The organism is Thiobacillus sp. SCUT-2, assembly GCF_035621355.1.
Classification (GTDB): domain Bacteria; phylum Pseudomonadota; class Gammaproteobacteria; order Burkholderiales; family Thiobacillaceae; genus Thiobacillus; species Thiobacillus sedimenti.
In genome coordinates this window covers 1,514,299-1,532,111 of sequence record NZ_CP141769.1, presented here as the reverse complement: position 1 = coordinate 1,532,111, position 17,813 = coordinate 1,514,299, and the positions used below count along the sequence as shown (strand labels likewise).

Sequence of the window (17,813 nt, the reverse complement as noted above, 5' to 3'; positions counted from 1 at the left end):
TCCGCAACGTGCCGTGAAGCCCGTCGCACGCCCCGTCCATCTCGATCTGCTGCGCATCCACCTGCCGCTGCCGGGCTGGGTGTCGATCCTGCATCGGGTGTCCGGCGCGCTGCTGTTCCTGGCGGTGCCGCTCGGCACGTGGGCGCTGTCCGTTTCGCTGACGGATGAGGCCGCCTTCGGCCGGATGGCCGATGCGCTCGCGCACCCGTTCGCGCGGCTCGTTCTGCTCGTGCTCGTGTGGGCGTTCAGCCACCACCTGTTCGCCGGCCTGCGGCATCTGGGGCTCGACGTGCACCGGGGCACGGCGCTCGCGCAGGCGCGCCGGACCAGCCTCGCGGTGATCGCGGCGTCCGGCCTGGTGACGCTTGTCGCGGCGGCGAGGCTGTTCGCATGAAGTCGGCCACCGGATCGCATACCGGCACCGGAACCTGGCTCGTGCAGCGGGCGACGGCGGTGCTGCTCGCGCTGGCCGTGCCGGCGCTGGCCGTCCGTCTGCTGGGCGCGCTGCCGGTCGATTTCCCCGGCTGGCGGGCCCTGTTCGCACCGCTGTGGGTGCGCGCGCTGCTGCTGCTGACGATGACGGCGCTCGCGCTGCACGCCTGGGTCGGCATGCGCGACATCTTCATGGACTACGTCCATCCGGTGTGGCTGCGGCTCGCGCTTTATCTCGCGGTGATCGTCACGCTCGCCGCGAGCGAGATCGTGCTGCTGATGGCGCTGTGGCCATGAGGCGCCGCGTTCGTATCGAATCGGGGAGGAAAGCATGCTGCAACGACTCCTGATCCTGCTCGCCTGCCTGTGCACGGCGACGTCGTGGGCGGCGAGCCTGAGCACGCCGTCCGGCCTGACCACCCAGGCCAGCCTGTACGGCGAACCCGGCAAGGGCCTCGCCCTGGTCTTCATCCATGGCAAGGGCTCCGACCCCGACAAGCCGGACTACCAGGCCCTGTACGCGAAACTCAACGCTGCCGGCTATGCGGTCGTCGCGCCGCGCATGCCGTGGGCCGGCGAACACTGGACCGGCACGCTCGCGCAGGCGATGGAGGTCGTCGACGCCGCGGTGGCGCTCGCAGCGCAATCGGGCGGCAGGGTCGTGGTCGGCGGCCACAGCTACGGCGGCATGGCCGCGATCCTGTACCGGCCTGCGGACCCGCCCACCGCCGTGGTGGGGCGCTTCATGCTGGCGCCCGCCGGCATGATCGACCTCGCGCGAAAGAGCCAGGACGCCGTGGCGCCGGCCGTCGCGCAGGCGAAGCAGATGCTGGCCGAAGGGCGAGGCGACGAGACGGCGCGCTTCTCCGTCACCAATGTCGGCAAGGCCAACCGCACGTTCACCGATACGCTGATCGCGACGCCGGCCGTGCTGCTCTCCTACCATGACGCCGCGACGTTTCCAGGCACGCACGCTGCCCTGGGGCAGATCCGCCAGCCGGTTTTCTGGGCGGTCGGCGAGCGCGATCCGCTTCCCTACAACCGCCGTGCCCTGTTCGAGCGCCTGCCGGCGAACGACCGCAGCACGTATCTGGAACTGCCCGGCGGCCATGTCGACATGCTCGAGCACGCCGCCGAGCCGCTGACGGCGTGGCTGGGCACGCTGGGCGCGCCATGACTTCGCCGGCGATCGATCGCGCGACGGCCGGGCAGGCGGGGCGATGAACACGCGCCGCTTCGACGCGCTCATCATCGGCGGCGGCGGCGCCGGCCTGCGTGCGGCGCTGCAGCTCGCGCGCTCCGACTACAAGGTCGCGGTGGTGTCGAAGGTCTTCCCGACCCGTTCGCACACCGTGTCGGCGCAGGGCGGCATCACCGCCGCGCTCGCCAACGTCGACGACGACCGCTGGGAATGGCACATGTACGACACGGTCAAGGGCGGCGACTGGCTCGGCGACCAGGACGCGATCGAGTTCATGTGTCGCGAGGCGGCCTCGGCCGTGTACGAGCTGGAGCACATGGGCCTGCCGTTCTCGCGGCTGGACGACGGCAGGATCTACCAGCGGCCGTTCGGCGGCCAGTCGAAGCATTTCGGCGGCGACCAGGCGACGCGCACCTGCGCCGCCGCCGACCGCACCGGGCACGCGCTCTTGCACACGCTCTACCAGCAGAACATCAAGCACCGCACGCAGTTCTTCGACGAGTACTTCGCGCTCGACCTGGTGCGCGACGCCGAAGGCTATTGCCTCGGCGTGACGGCGATGAGCATCGAGACCGGCGAGCCGCTGCTGATCGAGGCGCGCGCAACGCTGCTCGCCACCGGCGGCGCCGGGCGCGTGTTCGGCAACACCAGCAACGCCATGATCAACACCGGCGACGGGCTCGGCATGGTGCTGCGCGCCGGGCTGCCGCTGCAGGACATGGAGTTCTGGCAGTTCCACCCGACCGGCATTGCCGGCGTCGGCTGCCTCATCACCGAGGGCGTGCGCGGCGAGGGCGGTTATCTCCTGAACAAGGACGGCGAGCGCTTCATGGAACGCTATGCGCCGCATGCGAAGGACCTCGCCGGGCGCGACGTCGTGGCGCGCGCGATCGCGATCGAGATCGCCGAGGGGCGCGGCTGCGGGGCTGCCTCCAATCAAGGCGGCGGCGATTATGTCCATCTCAAGCTCGACCACCTGGGCGAGGCCGCCATCGCGCAGAAATTGCCCGGCATCCGCGAGCTCGCCATCCGCTTCGCCGGCGTCGATCCGGCCGAGAAGCCGATCCCGGTCGCACCGACCGCGCACTACATGATGGGCGGCATCCCCACCAACCTGCACGGCCAGGTCGTCGCACCGGCGCGCTTCGGGCCGGAGGAACCGGTGCCGGGCCTCTACGCGGTCGGCGAATGCGCGTGCGTGTCCGTACACGGCGCCAACCGCCTGGGCGGCAACTCGCTGCTCGATCTCGTCGTGTTCGGTCGTGCCGCCGGCCGCCACATGCTCGACACCCTGCGCGACAACCCCTATCCGCGGCCGCTGCCGGCGGAGGCCGCCGACGCCAGCCGCGCCCGCCTGGCGCGCTGGGAACGCCCGGGCAGCGAGCGCGTCGCGGCGATCAGCGACGACCTGCGGCGGGCCATGCAGACGCATTGCGGCGTGTTCCGCACCGAGGCCGTGCTGCGCGAGGGACTCGCGAAGCTCGACGAACTCGAAGCCCGCCTCGCCCACGCCGGGCTCACGGACACCAGTCGCGTCTTCAACACCGCGCGCATCGAGGCGCTCGAACTGGAGAACCTCGTCGGCGTCGCGCGCGCGACGCTGGTCTCGGCGCTGGCGCGCACCGAGAGCCGCGGCGCCCACACGCGCGAGGACTTCCCGCAGCGCGACGACGACAACTGGCTGCGGCATACGCTGTATTCGCGCGAAGGCGACCAGATCGACACCAAGCCGGTGCGGCTGAAGCCGCTGACGGTGGAGTCGATCCGGCCGAAGGAACGGGTGTACTGATGAAGTTCCGCCTCTACCGCTTCAATCCGGAAACCGACGCCGAGCCGCGCATGCAGGACGTCGAGCTCGACATCGATCCGGCCGGCAAGATGCTGCTCGACGCGCTGATCGCGATCAAGGCGCAGGACGAGACGCTGTCGCTGCGCCGCTCGTGCCGCGAAGGCGTGTGCGGTTCGGACGCGGTCAACGTCAACGGCCGCAACCGCCTCGCCTGCATCACCCCGCTCGGCGAGCTCAAGCAGCCGATCGAGGTGCGGCCGCTGCCGGGGCTGCCGGTGATCCGCGACCTCGTCGTCGACATGGAGCCGTTCTACCGCCAGTACCGCTCGATCAAGCCCTGGCTGGTCAACGAGGCGCCCGAACCCGAGGTCGAGCGCCTGCAGAGCCCCGAGGACCGCGCGCTGCTCGACGGCGCCTACGAGTGCATCCTGTGCGCGTGCTGCACCACGTCCTGCCCGTCGTTCTGGTGGAATCCCGAGAAGTTCGTCGGCCCGGCCGGCCTGCTGCAGGCCTGGCGCTTCATCGCCGACAGCCGCGACGAGGCGATGTCCGCGCGCCTCGACAATCTCGAGGATCCGTACCGGCTGTACCGCTGCCGCGGCATCATGAACTGCGTCGATGCCTGCCCGAAAGGGCTCAATCCGACCGAGGCGATCGGGCGCATCAAGTCGCTGCTGGTCAAGCGCCGTGTCTGACAGGCCCTCTCCCCGGCCCTCTCCCGCGAGCGGGAGCGGGGGTGAAGACGGACCCCAACCCGATCGAATCAGGTGGCGCTGCCGACGCGGCCTGCTGGAGCTGGATTGCTGGCTGGGTGGCTTTTGGGCCGCGCACCGCGCTACACTTCAACCTCACGAGACGGCCGCGCTCGAGCGGCTGCTGGACCTGCCGGACATGGAGATCCTGGACCGGCTGCAAGGTCGGTCGCCTGCGGGCGATGCGGACCTCGACGCGCTCGTTCGACGCCTGCAACATTTTCGAGAAGCAAGATGAAAAAAACCGTCACCCTCACGTTCAGCGACGGCAGCCCATCGATCGAACTGCCGATCGAGGAGGGCACCTACGGCAAGCCGGTGATCGACATCCGTTCGCTCGGCGCCCACGGCTATTTCACGCACGACCCCGGCTTCACCGCGACCTCGAGCTGCACCTCGGCGATCACCTACATCGACGGCGACCAGGGCCTGCTGTACTACCGCGGCTACCCGATCGACCAGCTGGCCTACCAGTCGGACTACATGGAGGTCAGCTACCTGCTGCTGCACGGCGAGCTGCCGACGGCCGAACAGAAGCAGGCCTTCGTGCAGTCGATCCGCCACCATTCGCTGCTGCACGACCAGATGGAGAACGTGTTCCGCGGCTTCCGCCGCAGCGCGCATCCGATGGCGGTGATGATCGGCGTCACCGGCGCGATGTCGGCCTTCTATCATGCCGGGCTCGACAACTTCAATCCGGCGCACCGCGAAATCGTCGCGCACCGCCTGATCGCGAAGATCCCGACCGTCGCGGCGTGGGCCTACAAGTTCAACGAGGGCCAGCCCTTCGTCTATCCGCAGAACCGGCTGACCTACGCCGAGAACTTCATGCACATGATGTTCGCGACGCCGTGCGAGGACTACGCGCCGAACCCGGTGCTGGCGCGCGCGCTCGACCGCATCTTCATCCTGCACGCGGACCACGAGCAGAACGCCTCGACCTCGACCGTGCGCCTGGCCGGCTCCAGCGGCGCCAACCCCTACGCCTGCATCGCGAGCGGCATGGCCTCGCTGTGGGGGCCGCTGCACGGCGGCGCCAACGAGGCGGTGCTGCGCATGCTGGAGGAGATGGACCACGTCTCCAAGATCCCGGAATTCATCCGCCGCGCCAAGGACAAGTCCGACCCGTTCCGGCTGATGGGCTTCGGCCATCGCGTCTACAAGAACATGGATCCGCGCGCCTCCATCATCCGCCACACCTGCTACGAGGTGCTCGACGAGCTCGGCCTGCGCGACGACCCGCAGTTCAAGATCGCCCTCGAGCTCGAGCGCATCGCGCTGGAGGACGAGTACTTCATCGAGCGCAAGCTCTATCCCAACGTCGATTTCTATTCCGGCATCATCTTCCGCGCCATGGGCATCCCGACCAGCATGTTCACCGCGCTGTTCGCGATGGCGCGCACCGCCGGCTGGGTCGCGCAATGGCACGAGATGCTGTCCGACCCCGCGCACAAGATCGGCCGGCCGCGCCAGCTCTACACCGGGCACACGCGGCGCGACTTCGTTCCGCTCGACCGGCGCGGGGCGTGAGCCCCCGCGCATAGCCAAGGCATGAGCGCGCCCGACTGGCTCCCGACCTCGCCGCTGCATGGCGGCAACGTCGCCTACCTGGAGCAGTTCTCCGACGAGGCGCTGGCGTCCTGGCTGGCGCAGCCGGTGCCGGGGGCCGCGGCGGGTTCCGACGCGGCGCAGATCGCGGTGCTGCGGCTCATCAACGCCTATCGCTACCTGGGCGTGCGCAAGGCGGAGCTCGATCCGCTGCAGCGCTTCGAGCCGCCGCCCACGCCCGAGCTCGATCCCGAGCACTACGGGCTGACCGAGGCCGACCTTGCGCGCGAGTTCGACACCGGCTCGCTGTTCGGCGTCGGCCGCACCACGCTCGCCGACGTCCTGCGCCGCCTGCGCAGCGCATACTGCGGCCACGTCGGCGTCGAGTACATGCACATCACCGACGTCGCGCGCAAGCGCTGGCTGCAGGAGCGCATCGAGGCCGCGCAGGGCCGCTTCGGCGTGTCGGCCGATCTGAAGAAGCAGCTGCTCAAGCGCCTGACCGATGCCGAGACGCTGGAGAAATTCCTGCACACCCGCCACGTCGGCCAGAAGCGCTTCTCGCTCGAAGGCGGCGAAAGCCTGATCCCGCTGCTCGACCAGGTGATCAGCCGCTGCGCGCGCCACGGCGCCAAGGAAGTCGTGATGGGCATGGCGCACCGCGGGCGCATCAACGTGCTGGTCAACATCATGGGACGCGCGGTGGACAGCCTCTACGAGGAGCCGGCGAACGGCGACCCCGACACGCCGCTGTCGGGCGACGTCAAGTACCACCAGGGATTTTCCACCGACGTCGCCACGCCCTACGGCCCGGTCCACCTGGCGCTGGCGTTCAATCCGTCGCACCTCGAAATCGTGCATCCGGTCGTGCGCGGATCGGTGCGCGCGCGCCAGGACCGTCGCGGCGACGTGCTCGGCTACGAGGTGGTGCCGGTGATCCTGCACGGCGACGCCGCGCTGTCGGGGCAGGGCGTGGTGATGGAAAGCCTCAACATGTCGCAGACGCGCGGCTTCCGCAACGGCGGCGCGATCCACATCGTCATCAACAACCAGATCGGCTTCACCACCTCGGATCCGCGCGACGTGCGCTCGACGCTCTACTGCACCGACGTCGCCAAGATGGTCGAGGCACCGGTGCTGCACGTCAACGGCGACGACCCCGAGGCGGTCGCGTTCGCGGTGCAGACAGCGGTCGATTTCCGCTACACCTTCCACAAGAACGTCTTCATCGACCTGGTCTGCTATCGCCGCCATGGCCACAACGAACAGGACGAACCGCTCGCCACGCAGCCGCTGATGTACCGCCGCATCAATGCGCACCCGAGCGCACGTGTGCTGTATGCGCAGCGCCTGGTCGAGGAGGGCGTGCTGACGCAGGCCCAGGTCGACGACCTGGTCGATGCCTGCCGCACACGGCTGGAGCATGGCGAGCCCTTGCGTCCGCCGCTCGAGACCGACTTCAAGGAAACCTACGGGATGAACTGGGGCCGCTTCCGCGGCAAGGCCGTGCCGGAGGTGCCGACCGCGGTGCCGGCTGCGCGGCTCGATTTCCTCGGCGAACGCATCACCACGCTGGCCCACGAGATCGAACTCCACCCGCGCGTGCAGAAGGTCCTCGACGACCGCCGCAGGATGCGGGCGGGCGAGCTTCCGGTCGACTGGGGCTACGCCGAGACGCTGGCCTACGCCAGCCTGCTCGACGCCGGCCACAACGTGCGCATCTCGGGCCAGGATTCGGCGCGCGGCACCTTCTTCCATCGTCACGCGGTCTGGCACGACCAGAAGCGCGAACGCCGGCAGAGCGGCGTCTACGTCCCGCTCGAGCACCTGCACGACCGCCAGGGCGATTTCACCATCATCGATTCGCTGCTGTCGGAAGAAGCCGTGCTCGCGTTCGAATACGGCTACGCCACGGCGGCGCCCGACACCCTGGTGGTGTGGGAAGCGCAGTTCGGCGATTTCGTCAACGGCGCCCAGGTCGTGATCGACCAGTTCATCACCAGCGGCGAGGCCAAGTGGGGCCGTCTGTGCGGCCTGGTCCTGCTGCTCCCGCACGGCTTCGAGGGGCAGGGGCCGGAGCATTCGTCGGCGCGGCTCGAGCGTTTCCTGCAGCTGTGCGCCCAGGACAACATCCAGGTCTGCGTCCCGACCCTGCCGGCGCAGCTGTTCCATCTGCTGCGGCGCCAGATCGTGCGCCCGACGAGGAAGCCGCTGGTGATCATGAGCCCGAAGAGCCTGCTGCGGCATCCGGCCTCGACGTCCTCGCTCGCGGACCTCAGCAGCGGCGCCTTCAGCCCGGTGATCGACGACCCCCGCGCCCCGCAGCAGGCGACGCGCGTGGTGCTGTGCAGCGGGCGGGTGTGGTTCGACCTCGAGGCGGCGCGCGCCGCCCGTGGCCTCGACGGCGTGGCGATCGCGCGCGTCGAACAGCTCTACCCGTTCCCCGAGGATGCGCTCCGCGAGACCCTCAACGGCTATCCGCATGCCGCCACCTTCGTGTGGGCGCAGGAAGAGCCGATGAACCAGGGCGCGTGGTTCCAGACCCTGCACCACCTCAATCATTGCGCGCCGGCCGGCCACCGTTTCCACTACGCCGGCCGGCCCGCCGCCGCGGCTCCTGCCTCCGGCTACGTGTCGCGTCACCGCGCCGAGCTCGAGGCGCTGATCGGCGACGCCCTGGAGACCCCGTATGAAAATTGAAGTGCGCGTTCCGCAGCTGTCCGATTCGGTCGCCAGCGGCACCCTGCTGCCGTGGCGCAAGCAGGTCGGCGAGGCGGTCGCGCGCGACGAGACCCTGGTCGACCTCGAGACCGACAAGGTGATCCTGGAAATCCCCGCGATGGCCTCGGGCACGCTGGTCGAAATCCGGCAGCCGGAGGGAGCCGTCGTCAAGGCGGACGAGGTGGTCGCGGTGATCGAGACCGGCGAGGGCGTCGCGATCGCGCCGGCGGCCGCACCTGCCGCGCCGCCGGTCGCCCAGCCGGCGATCCCGCCCGCCGTCGCATCCGCATCGAAACCGGTCGCCCCGCTTCCCGTCGCAGAACCGGCGCCGCCGCGCGGCGGCATCCCGCTTCCGGTCGCGGAAGCGGGTGCGGCGCAGGCCATTCCGCCGCAGAGCCGGCGCGAGCCGATGTCGCGCCTGCGCCAGCGCGTCGCCGAACGCCTGGTCGCGGCGCAGCATGCGGCCGCCATGCTGACCACCTTCAACGAGGTGAACATGCAGCCGGTGAACGAGCTGCGCCAGCGCTTCAAGGCCGAGTTCGAGGTGAAGCACGGCGTCAAGCTCGGCTACATGTCGTTCTTCGTGCGGGCGGTGTGCAAGGCGCTCGAGCAGTTCCCGGTCGTCAACGCCGCGATCGACGGCACCGACATCGTCTGGCACGCCGACGCCGACATCGGCATCGCGATCTCCAGCCCGCGCGGCCTGGTCGTGCCGATCCTGCGCCGCGCGCAGACGCTGTCGCCGGCCCAGATCGAGGCCGCGATCGCCGATTTCGCCAGGCGCGCGCGCGAGGCGAAGCTCACCCTCGAGGAGCTCGCCGGCGGCACGTTCTCGATCACCAACGGCGGCGTGTTCGGCTCGCTGCTTTCGACCCCCATCCTCAACCCGCCGCAGTCCGCGATCCTCGGCATGCACGCGATCCAGGAGCGTCCCGTCGCCGAAAACGGCCAGGTGGTGATCCGGCCGATGATGTATCTCGCGCTGACCTACGACCATCGCCTGATCGACGGCCGCGACGCGGTGCAGTTCCTGGCCGCGGTCAAGGCCGCGCTGGAGTCGCCCGAGGCCCTGATTGAGGACCCCGCGCATGGGTGACGCGCTGGTCGAGATCCGCGACCTGCATTTCGCCTACGGCGACCGGGCCGTGCTGCGCGGCGTCGATCTGGCGATCCCGCGCGGCAAGGTGGTCGCCATCCTCGGCGTCAGCGGCTGCGGCAAGACCACGCTGCTGCGCCACGTCGGCGGCCAGCTCGTGCCGGCGCGCGGCAGTGTCGCGGTCGACGGCCAGGTCGTGCACACGCTCGACAACAAGGCGCTCTATGCGCTGCGGCGCAAGATGGGGATGATGTTCCAGGTCAGCGGGCTGTTCAGCGACCTTTCCGTATTCGACAACATCGCCTATCCGATGCGCGAGCACACCGACCTGCCGGAAGACGTGATCCACGACCTGGTGCTGATGAAGCTCCACGCCGTCGGGCTGCGCGGCGCGCACGGGCTGCGGACCAGCGAGCTCTCCGGCGGCATGGAGCGGCGCGTGGCGCTGGCGCGGGCGATCGCGCTCGACCCCATGCTGATCATGTACGACGAGCCCTTCGCCGGCCTCGACCCGATCTCGCTCAACACCATCGCCAACCTGATCCGGCGCCTCAACGACGCCCTCGGCCTGACCTCGATCGTCGTCACCTACGACGTCTCCGAATCGCTCAAGGTCGCCGACTACGTGTATTTCCTGCACGACGGCGTCGTGGTGGCCGAAGGCGAGGCGGCCGCCATGCAGACGTCCGACGACCCCTTCGTGCGCCAGTTCGTCCATGCGCAGCCGGACGGCCCCGTCGCCTTCCAGTACCCGAGCCGGCCCTATCCCCAGGAACTCGAGCTCGGCCCGCGCGGCCGCTGAGCCGTTCCGGCGCCTCGCGCCGCGTCCAGCGCGGTTCAGTTCCCGCAAAAACTGCCGTTACCTCAGTCAACCCTTGTTTCGGATGGCGACCGGCCACCCATCTGGCGCGACTGACAAACCGGCATCTTCTTCGACCATGAGTCTCAAACCGGCGAGCGCCGGCCACCCTCCCATCGACTACGCCGCCCTGCGCGCGCTGGTGGTCGACGATTCGCCCGGCATGCGCAACGCGCTGCGGCTCACCCTGGCGAACTTCGGCATCACCAAGATCCAGATGGCGGCGAACGCCGCCGAGGCCATCTTCCAGATCAAGCACCGCGACTGCGATTTCATCCTCTGCGACTTCAACCTCGGGGAGGGGCGCGACGGGCAGCAGCTGCTCGAGGAGCTGCGCCACAGCCACCTCATCGCGCTCGAGACGGTGTTCATGATGGTGACCGCCGAGTCGTATTACGAGAAGGTCGTCGCCACCGCCGAGCTGGCGCCGGACGACTACATGATCAAGCCGTTCAGCGCCGAAGTGCTGCGCAGCCGCCTCGAGGGCATCCTGCTGCGCAAGCGTGCCTTCCGCGAGATCTACCGGCAGTTCGAGGCGCAGGAACTGGACGCCGCGATCGCCGGCTGCGACGCGCTGATGCGCGCCACGCCGAAATACGCGGTCGACGCCATGCGCTTCAAGGGCGAGCTGCTGGTCGCCGCGGGACGTTTCGACGAGGCGGAGGCGCTCTACCAGCAGGTCATCAACATGCGCGCCATCCCCTGGGCCCGGCTGGGCCTGGCGCGTGCGCTGCACCTGCAGAACAAGGACGAGGCGGCCGAGGGAGAGCTGCGCGACGTTCTCGATGACGCGCCGGAGATGGTCTCCGCCTACGACCTGCTGTCGGATGTCTGCCTGGCGCAGAAGAACGCGGAGGCGGCGCAGGCGGCGCTCGAGCAGGGCGTGGCGATCTCGGGCAAGACGGTGCGGCGACAGCAGAAGCTGGGCGAGGTCGCCCATGCCAACGGCGATCTCGACACCGCGCGTGCCGCCTACGCCCAGGCGCTGGAGAAGGGGCGCCATTCCATCTTCGTGACCCCCGCCGATTACGGCAACCTGTGCCGGGTGCAGCTGGAGCAGGGGGACGCCAAGGCCGCCGCCGAGACCCTGAAGCGGAACAAGAGCGCGCTGCAGGCGAGCCCCGAAGGACAGCTCGTGATGGCGGTCACCGAAAGCATGGTGCATGCCCGCGACGGCGCGCTGCAGGACGCGGCGAAGGCGCTCGACGAGGCCTCCCGCCTGCGCGCCGCCGGGGCGCGCGGCGATGCCCAGCTGATGCTGGACCTCGCGGGGACCTGCATGACGCTCGGCCGCAACGACGAAGCCGATGCCATCGTCGGCGAGGTCGCGCGCAACGCCCACGACAGTGACGCGCTGCTCGCCAAGGCGCGGCGCATCTACGACGACGCCGGGCGGCCGGATGCCGGGGCCGGCGTGCTGTCCGCCGCCACCGGCGACGTGCGCCAGCTCAACAACGAGGGCGTCGTGCTGGCCCAGCGCGGCGACTTCCGCGGCGCCGTCGACAAGCTGCTGACCGCCTGCGGCGAGGCGCCCTTCAACCCGCGCATCATCATGAACGCGGTGTGGGTGATCCTCAAGTATCTCGACCAGGTCGGCATGGACGAAGGCATGCTCGAGAGCGCGCGCGCCTACCTCGCCGAGGCCGAGCGGCAGGCGCCGGGGCACGCCCGCATCGCCGGCCTGCGGCTGCAGATGCGGGAGCTGGAGAACCGCTTCGGCATCCGCAGGAAGTCCGCCGCATGAGTTTCGCCGGCAGCGACTTCTACGCGGCGCTGATCCACGAGCTGAAGAACAGCCTCGGCCTGCTGTCGATGAGCATCGAGGGCGTTCCGCCCAACGGCGAACCGGCGCACGACGGCGCGCTCGACGAGGCGCGCCTGCTGTGCCAGGGGGTGATCGACCGGTTGAACCAGGCGCTGCTGATCTACAAGGCGGCCAACGGCCCGATCCATCCGATGATCGACGCCTGCTCGCCGCACGACCTGGTGCACGAGCTCGCCGAGCAGACGCGGGCGCTGGCACGCGGGCGGTTGCGCGTCGAGTCGGCCGTTGCCGACGAGGTGCCCGTCCTGTGGTTCTTCGATCGCGACCTGGTGAACATGGCGCTGATCAACGCCGTCCACAACGCGCTGCGCTATGCGGGTAGCGCCATCCGCATCGAAGCCGCCATGCGGGATGGGTTCCTCGCGCTCCGGGTGGCCGATGACTCGTCCGGCTATCCGCAGCACGTGCTCGACAGCGTCGCCGCCGGCACCGCGATCCGCGGCAGCGGCACCGGCCTCGGCCTGCAGTTCGCGCGCCTGATCGCCCAGAGCCACGACAACCACGGCCGGTGCGGCGCGCTGCGCCTGTCCAACGAAGGCGGCGCGGCGTTCGAGCTTCTGCTGCCCTGAGCGGGCGGCGCTATTCGTTCAGCAGCGTCACCGTGGCGTCGCCGGTCGTGCGGTCGATGTCGAACCGCACGATGCAGTATTCGGTCTGCTCGTCGATCGGGGTGGGATCGTCGGCGCAGCTGCAGCCGGCGATGATGCCCGTGTAGAAGATGCCGGCCTTGACGGAGATCCGGTCGGCATCGGCGTGGCTGGCGAGGATCACCGGATGGAACGGGCTTTCGGTGACGTGGCTGCTGGACGACAGCCCCTGCTGCAGCGGCAGCAGTCCGGCGTCGAGCTGCGTGATTTCCTGCTTGGCGACGTCGCGGAAGTTCGGGGTGTCCCAGGCGTTCAGGGCTTGCGGCAGGCGGATCATGGCGGACTCCTGTGCCGGCATCGGGCCGGCGGCTATGCGGACGGGGGCGAATCCCCATTATGGGCGAGCGCGCGCGGAAATCCAGCCGAACGATTCGTCTACGCTGGCACCGCCTCGAGCCGCGCCAGCGTGGCGAGGATGTCCGCGCGGACCTGCGGCGCATTCATGATGAAGGTGTGCAGCGCCGGCACCTGCAGCACCTGCGCCTGTCGGTCGCGGGTCGCTTCCGCCACGCTCAGGATGCCGTCGTTGGGCGCGTCGCCGAACGGCAGCCACGCGGCGCGCGGCCCGGCGGTTCCCGCATAGATCCGCAGCGGGCCGGGCGGCATCGGCAGGTCTTCCATGAACGCGTCGTCCGCGAGCAGGCGGCCCATCTCGCCGGTCGCGAGCCGGAAGGCGCGAAAGCGCGTGAAGAATTTCGCCGCCCGGCACGCGACGAGCGGCGGGGCGAGAAAGAAGCAGGCGGCGGGCGGATGGCTTGCAAGGCCGCGGAGCGCGTGGCGGATCAGCACGGTGCCGAGCGAATGGCCGACCAGTGCGTAGCGCCGGCCGCCAATCCGGTGTTCGACGCGGCGCAGCAGGCGCGCCGTCGCGCCGTGCAGGGTCTCGAAGGTGGGCGAATAGCCGAACAGCAGCGCGCGATGGCCGGCGCGGCGCAGGTGGCGGCGCAGGCGCAGCAGCGACAGCGGCGTCCTGCCCAGGCCGTGGATCAGGATCAGGTCCATCGTCGCCGCGGCTATTCCGCGCGCGGCCGGCGCAGGCCGAGCGCACGCAGCAGCTCGGGGTGATGCAGCACGCCGCCGCCGACGAAGCCGATCACGCTGCCGAGCACGATGTCGAGCATGCGCGCCAGCACCAGCTGGTCGGGCGAGGCGTTCATCGCCGACGCCTCGGCGAGCAGCACCGTCAGCGGCGTGATGAAGATGACGGCGAGGCCGTAGTGGCGCACGACGAGGAACTCGACCAGGAAGTTGAGCGCCATGATGACGGCGACCAGCCCCCAGGCGTTGAACGGCAGCGAGAAGATGAGCCAGGTGAGGCCCATGCCGATCGCGGTGCCGGCGATGCGGTGGACCTGGCGGTGCCACACGGCGCGGAAGGTCGCGCCCTGCATGATCGCCGCGCACGAGATCGGCACCCAGTACGGATTGTGCAGGCCCAGCGACTGCGCCAGCAGCAGCGAGCCGCCGACGAAGGCGCCGATCACCGCCACGTCCGGCACGAGTGCGGCGACCGGCTGCGCGGGTGGCCGATGCGGCGGCGCGGCGGGGGCCCGGTTGCCGGCCAGCAGGCTGTAGAAGAACGCCAGCAGGCAGGCCTGGATGGCGCCCAGCACGAACAGGCCGACGTGCGCCGGCAGCGCCGCCGGGTCGAAGGGCAGGGTGCCGGCCACGGCCGTCACCAGCACGAAGAAGAAGCTTCCCGGCGGCGGCAGCGCGAAGTAGCGGGTGACCAGCGTCACCAGGGCCGTCACCAGACCGAGCGTGGCAGCGGAGAGATAGGGATTGAAGCCGGTAGCGACGCCGAGCGCGAAGCAGGCGGTGAGGCCGAGCGCGCTGACGGCCAGCGTCACCATCCGGTGCGGCACCGGCGTGTGCGGCATGTAGAGGATGACCAGACCGCCGATGCTCCCCAGCACGCCGGCATCGAAGCGGCCGACGGCCACGCCCGTCAGTGCCGGAATGCCGACGCAGAGCGAGGCGAGCACCGGAAAATGCCAGGGCCGCGTCGCCGGCTTCCAGGCCAGCAGCGACAGCGCGTGCAGCCACAGGCGGCGGCCGAAGGAGGGCTCGTGCGGGTTCGCTCGCATGGGCGGAGCATACCGCCATTCGCGGCGGGATGACGCCGCGCGTCAGGCGCGCGCGCCGAGCAGCGTCTCGTAGGTCGCCAGCGCGGCGGCGGTATGGCAGCAGAAAATGACTTCGTCGAGCGCGGTCGCGGCCTGCGTCGCGGCGCGGACCGTGGCGACGGCGATGCGCGCGGCGGGTTCGAACGGATAGCCGTAGACGCCCGTGCTGATCGCCGGAAAAGCCAGCGTGCGGACGCCGTGTTCGGCGGCGACTTCGATCGCGCGGCGGTAGCACGACGCCAGGAGATCGGGTTCGCCCCGATCGCCGCCGTGCCAGACCGGGCCGACGGTATGGATCACGAAGCGCGCCGGCAGGCGGTAGCCCGGCGTCAGCTTGGCGTCGCCCGTCGCGCAGCCGCCGAGCGTGCGGCACGCGTCCAGCAGCTGCGGTCCGGCGGCGCGGTGGATCGCGCCGTCGACGCCGCCGCCGCCCAGCAGCGTGGGGTTGGCCGCATTGACGATGGCGTCGACGTCGAGCGTCGTGATGTCGGCCTGGAGCGCGCGCAGCCGGGTGGACATGCGGGCGTCCGGCTCAGCGTGCGGCGCCGGATTGCGGCGTCCGGATGAAGGCGTGGCGGTCGAAGCCGAGCGCGGCGGCGCGTGCGAGCAGGGCGTCGAGCGCCGCGGGCGGCAGCGCCGGCTGGCGCGCCAGCACCCAGGCATACTTCCGGCTCGGCTCGCCGACCAGCACCCAGCGGTAATCCGGGTCGAGCGCCAGGACCCAGTAGTCGCCGTAGAAGGGGCGGAAGAAGCTCACGCGCAGCTTGGCGCCGCCGCTCCCCGGCACCACGTGCGCGATGCCCTGCGCGCGTTCGACTTCGCCGCTCGCGGTGCGGCACTGGTTGAGCACGGTCACGTCTTCGCCCGCCGGCCGGTAGGTCGCCTGGGTGTCGGAGGCGCACATCGCCTGGAAGCGGTTGGGCAGGCGCGCGATTTCATACCAGCGACCGGCGTAGCGCGCGAGGTCGACCGCCGGCACCGTCGGCAGCGGGGTGCGCACGGGCGCGCAGGCGGCAAGGGCGACGAGCGCGAGGGCGGCCCAGCGTTGAAACTTCCTGGCCTGCGGGATCGGTCGGGGCCGAGACACGGCGCGTCCTTCTCCTTCAGGCGCGCACGAGCCACGGCAGCGCCACCAGCGCGGCGCCGATCAGGACGAGCGCGAGCGTGCTCGAGACGAAATACGGGAAGACCATCAAGGCGAGGCCGGACAACAGCGGCACGAAGGCCTGCTGGCGCTTGCCGTACAGGAAGAATCCCAGTCCGATCGAGCCGAACAGCAGTCCCCACAACAGCGACGACGTATCCACGCGAAGGTCTCCCAATCCGAACGAGGTGTGCGGCTATCGCCGGCCGTGCTGCGCGCCTAGGCGAGGTGCTGCGTGCGGCGCTTCTCCCGCAGGTTGCCCTCCCACAGGCATGCGGGATGGGTGCAGCGATAGCGGCGCTGGCGCACGAAAAGGCCGATCAGGCGGTCGATGAAGCGCCGGCGGATGCGGACGAGCCCGTGTCTCTTGCATGCCGGGCAGGTGTGGCGAGGCGTGCCCTCCGAGTAGCTTCCAGACGGCGAGTGGCCGGCCATGCGCATGCAGTCTCCTTGGTCGTGGCCGCCGCGTCGTCGCCCCGGAACGGGGCACCGGGGCGCCGGCACCGGTATGGACCGGCCCGGGGCGATCCGGTTCCGGCGAATCGTTCATCGCGTGCTCAGGGCGCCGCGGCGGGCTCCGGGCTGCCTGCAGCGGCAGGCGGGCGCGGCGCGCCGGGCGGCAAGGCGTCGTTGGCCTCGATGCCGTAGGGCTCGAACGCATAGGGCTCGGGCTTGAGCGAGGCGAGGATCTCGTCGAGCGTCGGTGCGCCGACGCTGACCGGCACCGGCAGGACGCGCTGCGCCTTCACGGCTTCGCGCGCGCGGTCCCAGTCGATCTCCGCCGTGTTCGCCTGCTTCCTGAACGCATAGACGGCGTCGATCGCCCGCACCATCAGGCTTTCCTGGTCGCCGGGATACTCGTTCACCGGCGCGGATACGCTGAGGTAGAGCTGGTGGTCGCGCTCGCCCACCATCACCGGATCGTTGATGATCCGCACCGGCGTCCCGACCGGCACGCGCGAGAACAGTTCGACCGCGTGCTCGGGATAGAGGTGCATGCAGCCGTGGCTCACCTGCATGCCCACGCCCCAGGGACGGTTGGTGCCGTGGATGAAGATTGCCGGAAAGCCGGTTTCGAGCGCGAGCATGCCCATCGGGTTGTTGGGGCCGGGCGGGAAGTAGTCGGGGAAGTTGGCCTCGCCCTGGCTGCGGTGCTCCGCCTGGATGCTCTTCGGAACGACCCAGGACGGGTCCTTCTCCTTGGCGACGATCTTCGTCGAGCCCAGCGGCGTCGGCCAGCCGGGGCGGGCGATGCCGAGCGGAACCGTCACCACCGTCGCCTTCTCCTTGGCCTTGTGGCGGGGGAAATAGTAGAGTCGCCGCTGCGGGATGTTCACCACGATGCCTACCCAGGGGCGCGGCGGCAGGATGAACTCGGTCGGCACCACGATGCGCGTGCCCTCGCCGGGCACCCAGATCGACACGTCGGGATTGGCGAGCGTGATGTCGTCGTAGCCGAGGTCATAATGGCGCGCGATGTCGAGCAGGGTGTTGCGGGAATCGGCCGTCACCACCTGGAGGTGGCCGACGACGGTGCTGCCGTCGGTCGGCAGCGTAAAGGTCGCCGCCCGCCCCGGCAGGGCAACGCACAGGAGCAGCAGCAAACAGACATGCAAACCGTGGATCGGACGTGCCCACGCGCTCGCGCGGGGAAGAAAGGGCTTGTGCTTCAT

20 protein-coding genes are annotated in these 17,813 nt (G+C 70.1%); 12 read left to right on the top strand and 8 right to left on the bottom strand.

Annotation, left to right across the window (positions count from 1 at the left end; translation table 11 throughout):
- Positions 1-13: 13 nt before the first annotated feature.
- The 12 genes from sdhC to VA613_RS07400 all read left to right on the top strand — a co-directional run bounded on the left by sdhC (position 14) and on the right by VA613_RS07400 (position 12,792).
- Positions 14-394, top strand: coding sequence for a succinate dehydrogenase, cytochrome b556 subunit (sdhC, locus tag VA613_RS07455; RefSeq protein ID WP_324778473.1), 381 nt, complete (start codon positions 14-16; stop codon positions 392-394).
- Entirely contained in the window at positions 391-729 is a 339-nt protein-coding gene (gene sdhD, locus VA613_RS07450; protein WP_324778472.1) for a succinate dehydrogenase, hydrophobic membrane anchor protein, read from the top strand. The genes sdhC and sdhD overlap by 4 nt, the downstream gene beginning before the upstream one ends.
- A 34-nt stretch (positions 730-763) precedes the next feature.
- Positions 764-1,609: an alpha/beta hydrolase gene (locus VA613_RS07445; protein ID WP_324778471.1), complete on the top strand. Its 846-nt coding sequence runs from the start codon at positions 764-766 to the stop codon at positions 1,607-1,609.
- A 43-nt stretch (positions 1,610-1,652) separates the two neighbouring features.
- Positions 1,653-3,422 carry a succinate dehydrogenase flavoprotein subunit gene (gene sdhA, locus VA613_RS07440; protein WP_324778470.1) on the top strand — a complete coding sequence of 590 codons (1,770 nt, stop codon included), beginning with the start codon at positions 1,653-1,655 and terminating at the stop codon, positions 3,420-3,422.
- Positions 3,422-4,117, top strand: coding sequence for a succinate dehydrogenase iron-sulfur subunit (locus VA613_RS07435; RefSeq protein WP_324778469.1), 696 nt, complete (start codon positions 3,422-3,424; stop codon positions 4,115-4,117). The genes sdhA and VA613_RS07435 overlap by 1 nt, the downstream gene beginning before the upstream one ends.
- Complete coding sequence (locus tag VA613_RS07430) at positions 4,041-4,412, top strand: FAD assembly factor SdhE (RefSeq protein WP_324778468.1); 372 nt, start codon at positions 4,041-4,043, stop codon at positions 4,410-4,412. Before VA613_RS07435 ends, VA613_RS07430 begins: the two co-directional genes overlap by 77 nt.
- The gene (gene gltA, locus VA613_RS07425; RefSeq protein ID WP_324778467.1) at positions 4,409-5,704 is read left to right on the top strand and encodes a citrate synthase; all 1,296 of its coding nucleotides are present in this window, start codon (positions 4,409-4,411) and stop codon (positions 5,702-5,704) included. The genes VA613_RS07430 and gltA overlap by 4 nt, the downstream gene beginning before the upstream one ends.
- A gap of 21 nt (positions 5,705-5,725) precedes the next feature.
- Entirely contained in the window at positions 5,726-8,422 is a 2,697-nt protein-coding gene (locus VA613_RS07420) for a 2-oxoglutarate dehydrogenase E1 component (protein WP_324778466.1), read from the top strand.
- Complete coding sequence (sucB, locus tag VA613_RS07415) at positions 8,412-9,539, top strand: dihydrolipoyllysine-residue succinyltransferase (RefSeq protein WP_324778465.1); 1,128 nt, start codon at positions 8,412-8,414, stop codon at positions 9,537-9,539. Before VA613_RS07420 ends, sucB begins: the two co-directional genes overlap by 11 nt.
- Positions 9,532-10,341, top strand: coding sequence for an ABC transporter ATP-binding protein (locus VA613_RS07410; protein ID WP_324778464.1), 810 nt, complete (start codon positions 9,532-9,534; stop codon positions 10,339-10,341). The genes sucB and VA613_RS07410 overlap by 8 nt, the downstream gene beginning before the upstream one ends.
- A gap of 136 nt (positions 10,342-10,477) precedes the next feature.
- Positions 10,478-12,142: a response regulator gene (locus tag VA613_RS07405; RefSeq protein ID WP_324778463.1), complete on the top strand. Its 1,665-nt coding sequence runs from the start codon at positions 10,478-10,480 to the stop codon at positions 12,140-12,142.
- Complete coding sequence (locus VA613_RS07400; protein ID WP_324778462.1) at positions 12,139-12,792, top strand: sensor histidine kinase; 654 nt, start codon at positions 12,139-12,141, stop codon at positions 12,790-12,792. The genes VA613_RS07405 and VA613_RS07400 overlap by 4 nt, the downstream gene beginning before the upstream one ends.
- Before the next feature lie 10 nt (positions 12,793-12,802).
- Here VA613_RS07400 and VA613_RS07395 read toward each other — a convergent pair whose 3' ends face one another.
- The 8 genes from VA613_RS07395 to VA613_RS07360 form a co-directional block, all read right to left on the bottom strand.
- Positions 12,803-13,147 carry a hypothetical protein gene (locus VA613_RS07395; protein ID WP_324778461.1) on the bottom strand — a complete coding sequence of 115 codons (345 nt, stop codon included), beginning with the start codon at positions 13,145-13,147 and terminating at the stop codon, positions 12,803-12,805.
- Between the two features lie 98 nt (positions 13,148-13,245).
- The gene (locus VA613_RS07390; RefSeq protein ID WP_324778460.1) at positions 13,246-13,872 is read right to left on the bottom strand and encodes an esterase/lipase family protein; all 627 of its coding nucleotides are present in this window, start codon (positions 13,870-13,872) and stop codon (positions 13,246-13,248) included.
- An 11-nt stretch (positions 13,873-13,883) separates the two neighbouring features.
- Entirely contained in the window at positions 13,884-14,957 is a 1,074-nt protein-coding gene (locus tag VA613_RS07385) for an FUSC family protein (protein WP_324778459.1), read from the bottom strand.
- 42 nt (positions 14,958-14,999) lie between these two features.
- Entirely contained in the window at positions 15,000-15,515 is a 516-nt protein-coding gene (locus VA613_RS07380; RefSeq protein ID WP_324778458.1) for an O-acetyl-ADP-ribose deacetylase, read from the bottom strand.
- 13 nt (positions 15,516-15,528) lie between these two features.
- Positions 15,529-16,083 carry a lipocalin family protein gene (locus tag VA613_RS07375; protein ID WP_324778457.1) on the bottom strand — a complete coding sequence of 185 codons (555 nt, stop codon included), beginning with the start codon at positions 16,081-16,083 and terminating at the stop codon, positions 15,529-15,531.
- A 16-nt stretch (positions 16,084-16,099) separates the two neighbouring features.
- Positions 16,100-16,303 carry a hypothetical protein gene (locus tag VA613_RS07370; protein ID WP_324778456.1) on the bottom strand — a complete coding sequence of 68 codons (204 nt, stop codon included), beginning with the start codon at positions 16,301-16,303 and terminating at the stop codon, positions 16,100-16,102.
- Positions 16,304-16,359: 56 nt separating this feature from the next.
- Positions 16,360-16,581, bottom strand: a complete 222-nt coding sequence (locus tag VA613_RS07365) for a hypothetical protein (protein ID WP_324778455.1) — start codon at positions 16,579-16,581, stop codon at positions 16,360-16,362.
- Between the two features lie 116 nt (positions 16,582-16,697).
- Positions 16,698-17,813, bottom strand: a complete 1,116-nt coding sequence (locus VA613_RS07360) for a L,D-transpeptidase family protein (protein ID WP_324778454.1) — start codon at positions 17,811-17,813, stop codon at positions 16,698-16,700.

Bases quoted from the DNA above. Each gene is read 5' to 3' on its own strand.
- sdhD (WP_324778472.1), top strand. From the start codon at position 391: ATGAAGTCGGCCACCGGATCGCATACCGGCACCGGAACCTGGCTCGTG.
- VA613_RS07445 (WP_324778471.1), top strand. From the start codon at position 764: ATGCTGCAACGACTCCTGATCCTGCTCGCCTGCCTGTGCACGGCGACG.
- sdhA (WP_324778470.1), top strand. From the start codon at position 1,653: ATGAACACGCGCCGCTTCGACGCGCTCATCATCGGCGGCGGCGGCGCC.
- VA613_RS07435 (WP_324778469.1), top strand. From the start codon at position 3,422: ATGAAGTTCCGCCTCTACCGCTTCAATCCGGAAACCGACGCCGAGCCG.
- VA613_RS07430 (WP_324778468.1), top strand. From the start codon at position 4,041: ATGCCTGCCCGAAAGGGCTCAATCCGACCGAGGCGATCGGGCGCATCA.
- gltA (WP_324778467.1), top strand. From the start codon at position 4,409: ATGAAAAAAACCGTCACCCTCACGTTCAGCGACGGCAGCCCATCGATC.
- VA613_RS07420 (WP_324778466.1), top strand. From the start codon at position 5,726: ATGAGCGCGCCCGACTGGCTCCCGACCTCGCCGCTGCATGGCGGCAAC.
- sucB (WP_324778465.1), top strand. From the start codon at position 8,412: ATGAAAATTGAAGTGCGCGTTCCGCAGCTGTCCGATTCGGTCGCCAGC.
- VA613_RS07410 (WP_324778464.1), top strand. From the start codon at position 9,532: ATGGGTGACGCGCTGGTCGAGATCCGCGACCTGCATTTCGCCTACGGC.
- VA613_RS07405 (WP_324778463.1), top strand. From the start codon at position 10,478: ATGAGTCTCAAACCGGCGAGCGCCGGCCACCCTCCCATCGACTACGCC.
- VA613_RS07400 (WP_324778462.1), top strand. From the start codon at position 12,139: ATGAGTTTCGCCGGCAGCGACTTCTACGCGGCGCTGATCCACGAGCTG.
- VA613_RS07395 (WP_324778461.1), bottom strand. From the start codon at position 13,147: ATGATCCGCCTGCCGCAAGCCCTGAACGCCTGGGACACCCCGAACTTC.
- VA613_RS07390 (WP_324778460.1), bottom strand. From the start codon at position 13,872: ATGGACCTGATCCTGATCCACGGCCTGGGCAGGACGCCGCTGTCGCTG.
- VA613_RS07385 (WP_324778459.1), bottom strand. From the start codon at position 14,957: ATGCGAGCGAACCCGCACGAGCCCTCCTTCGGCCGCCGCCTGTGGCTG.
- VA613_RS07380 (WP_324778458.1), bottom strand. From the start codon at position 15,515: ATGTCCACCCGGCTGCGCGCGCTCCAGGCCGACATCACGACGCTCGAC.
- VA613_RS07365 (WP_324778455.1), bottom strand. From the start codon at position 16,581: ATGCGCATGGCCGGCCACTCGCCGTCTGGAAGCTACTCGGAGGGCACG.
- VA613_RS07360 (WP_324778454.1), bottom strand. From the start codon at position 17,813: ATGAAGCACAAGCCCTTTCTTCCCCGCGCGAGCGCGTGGGCACGTCCG.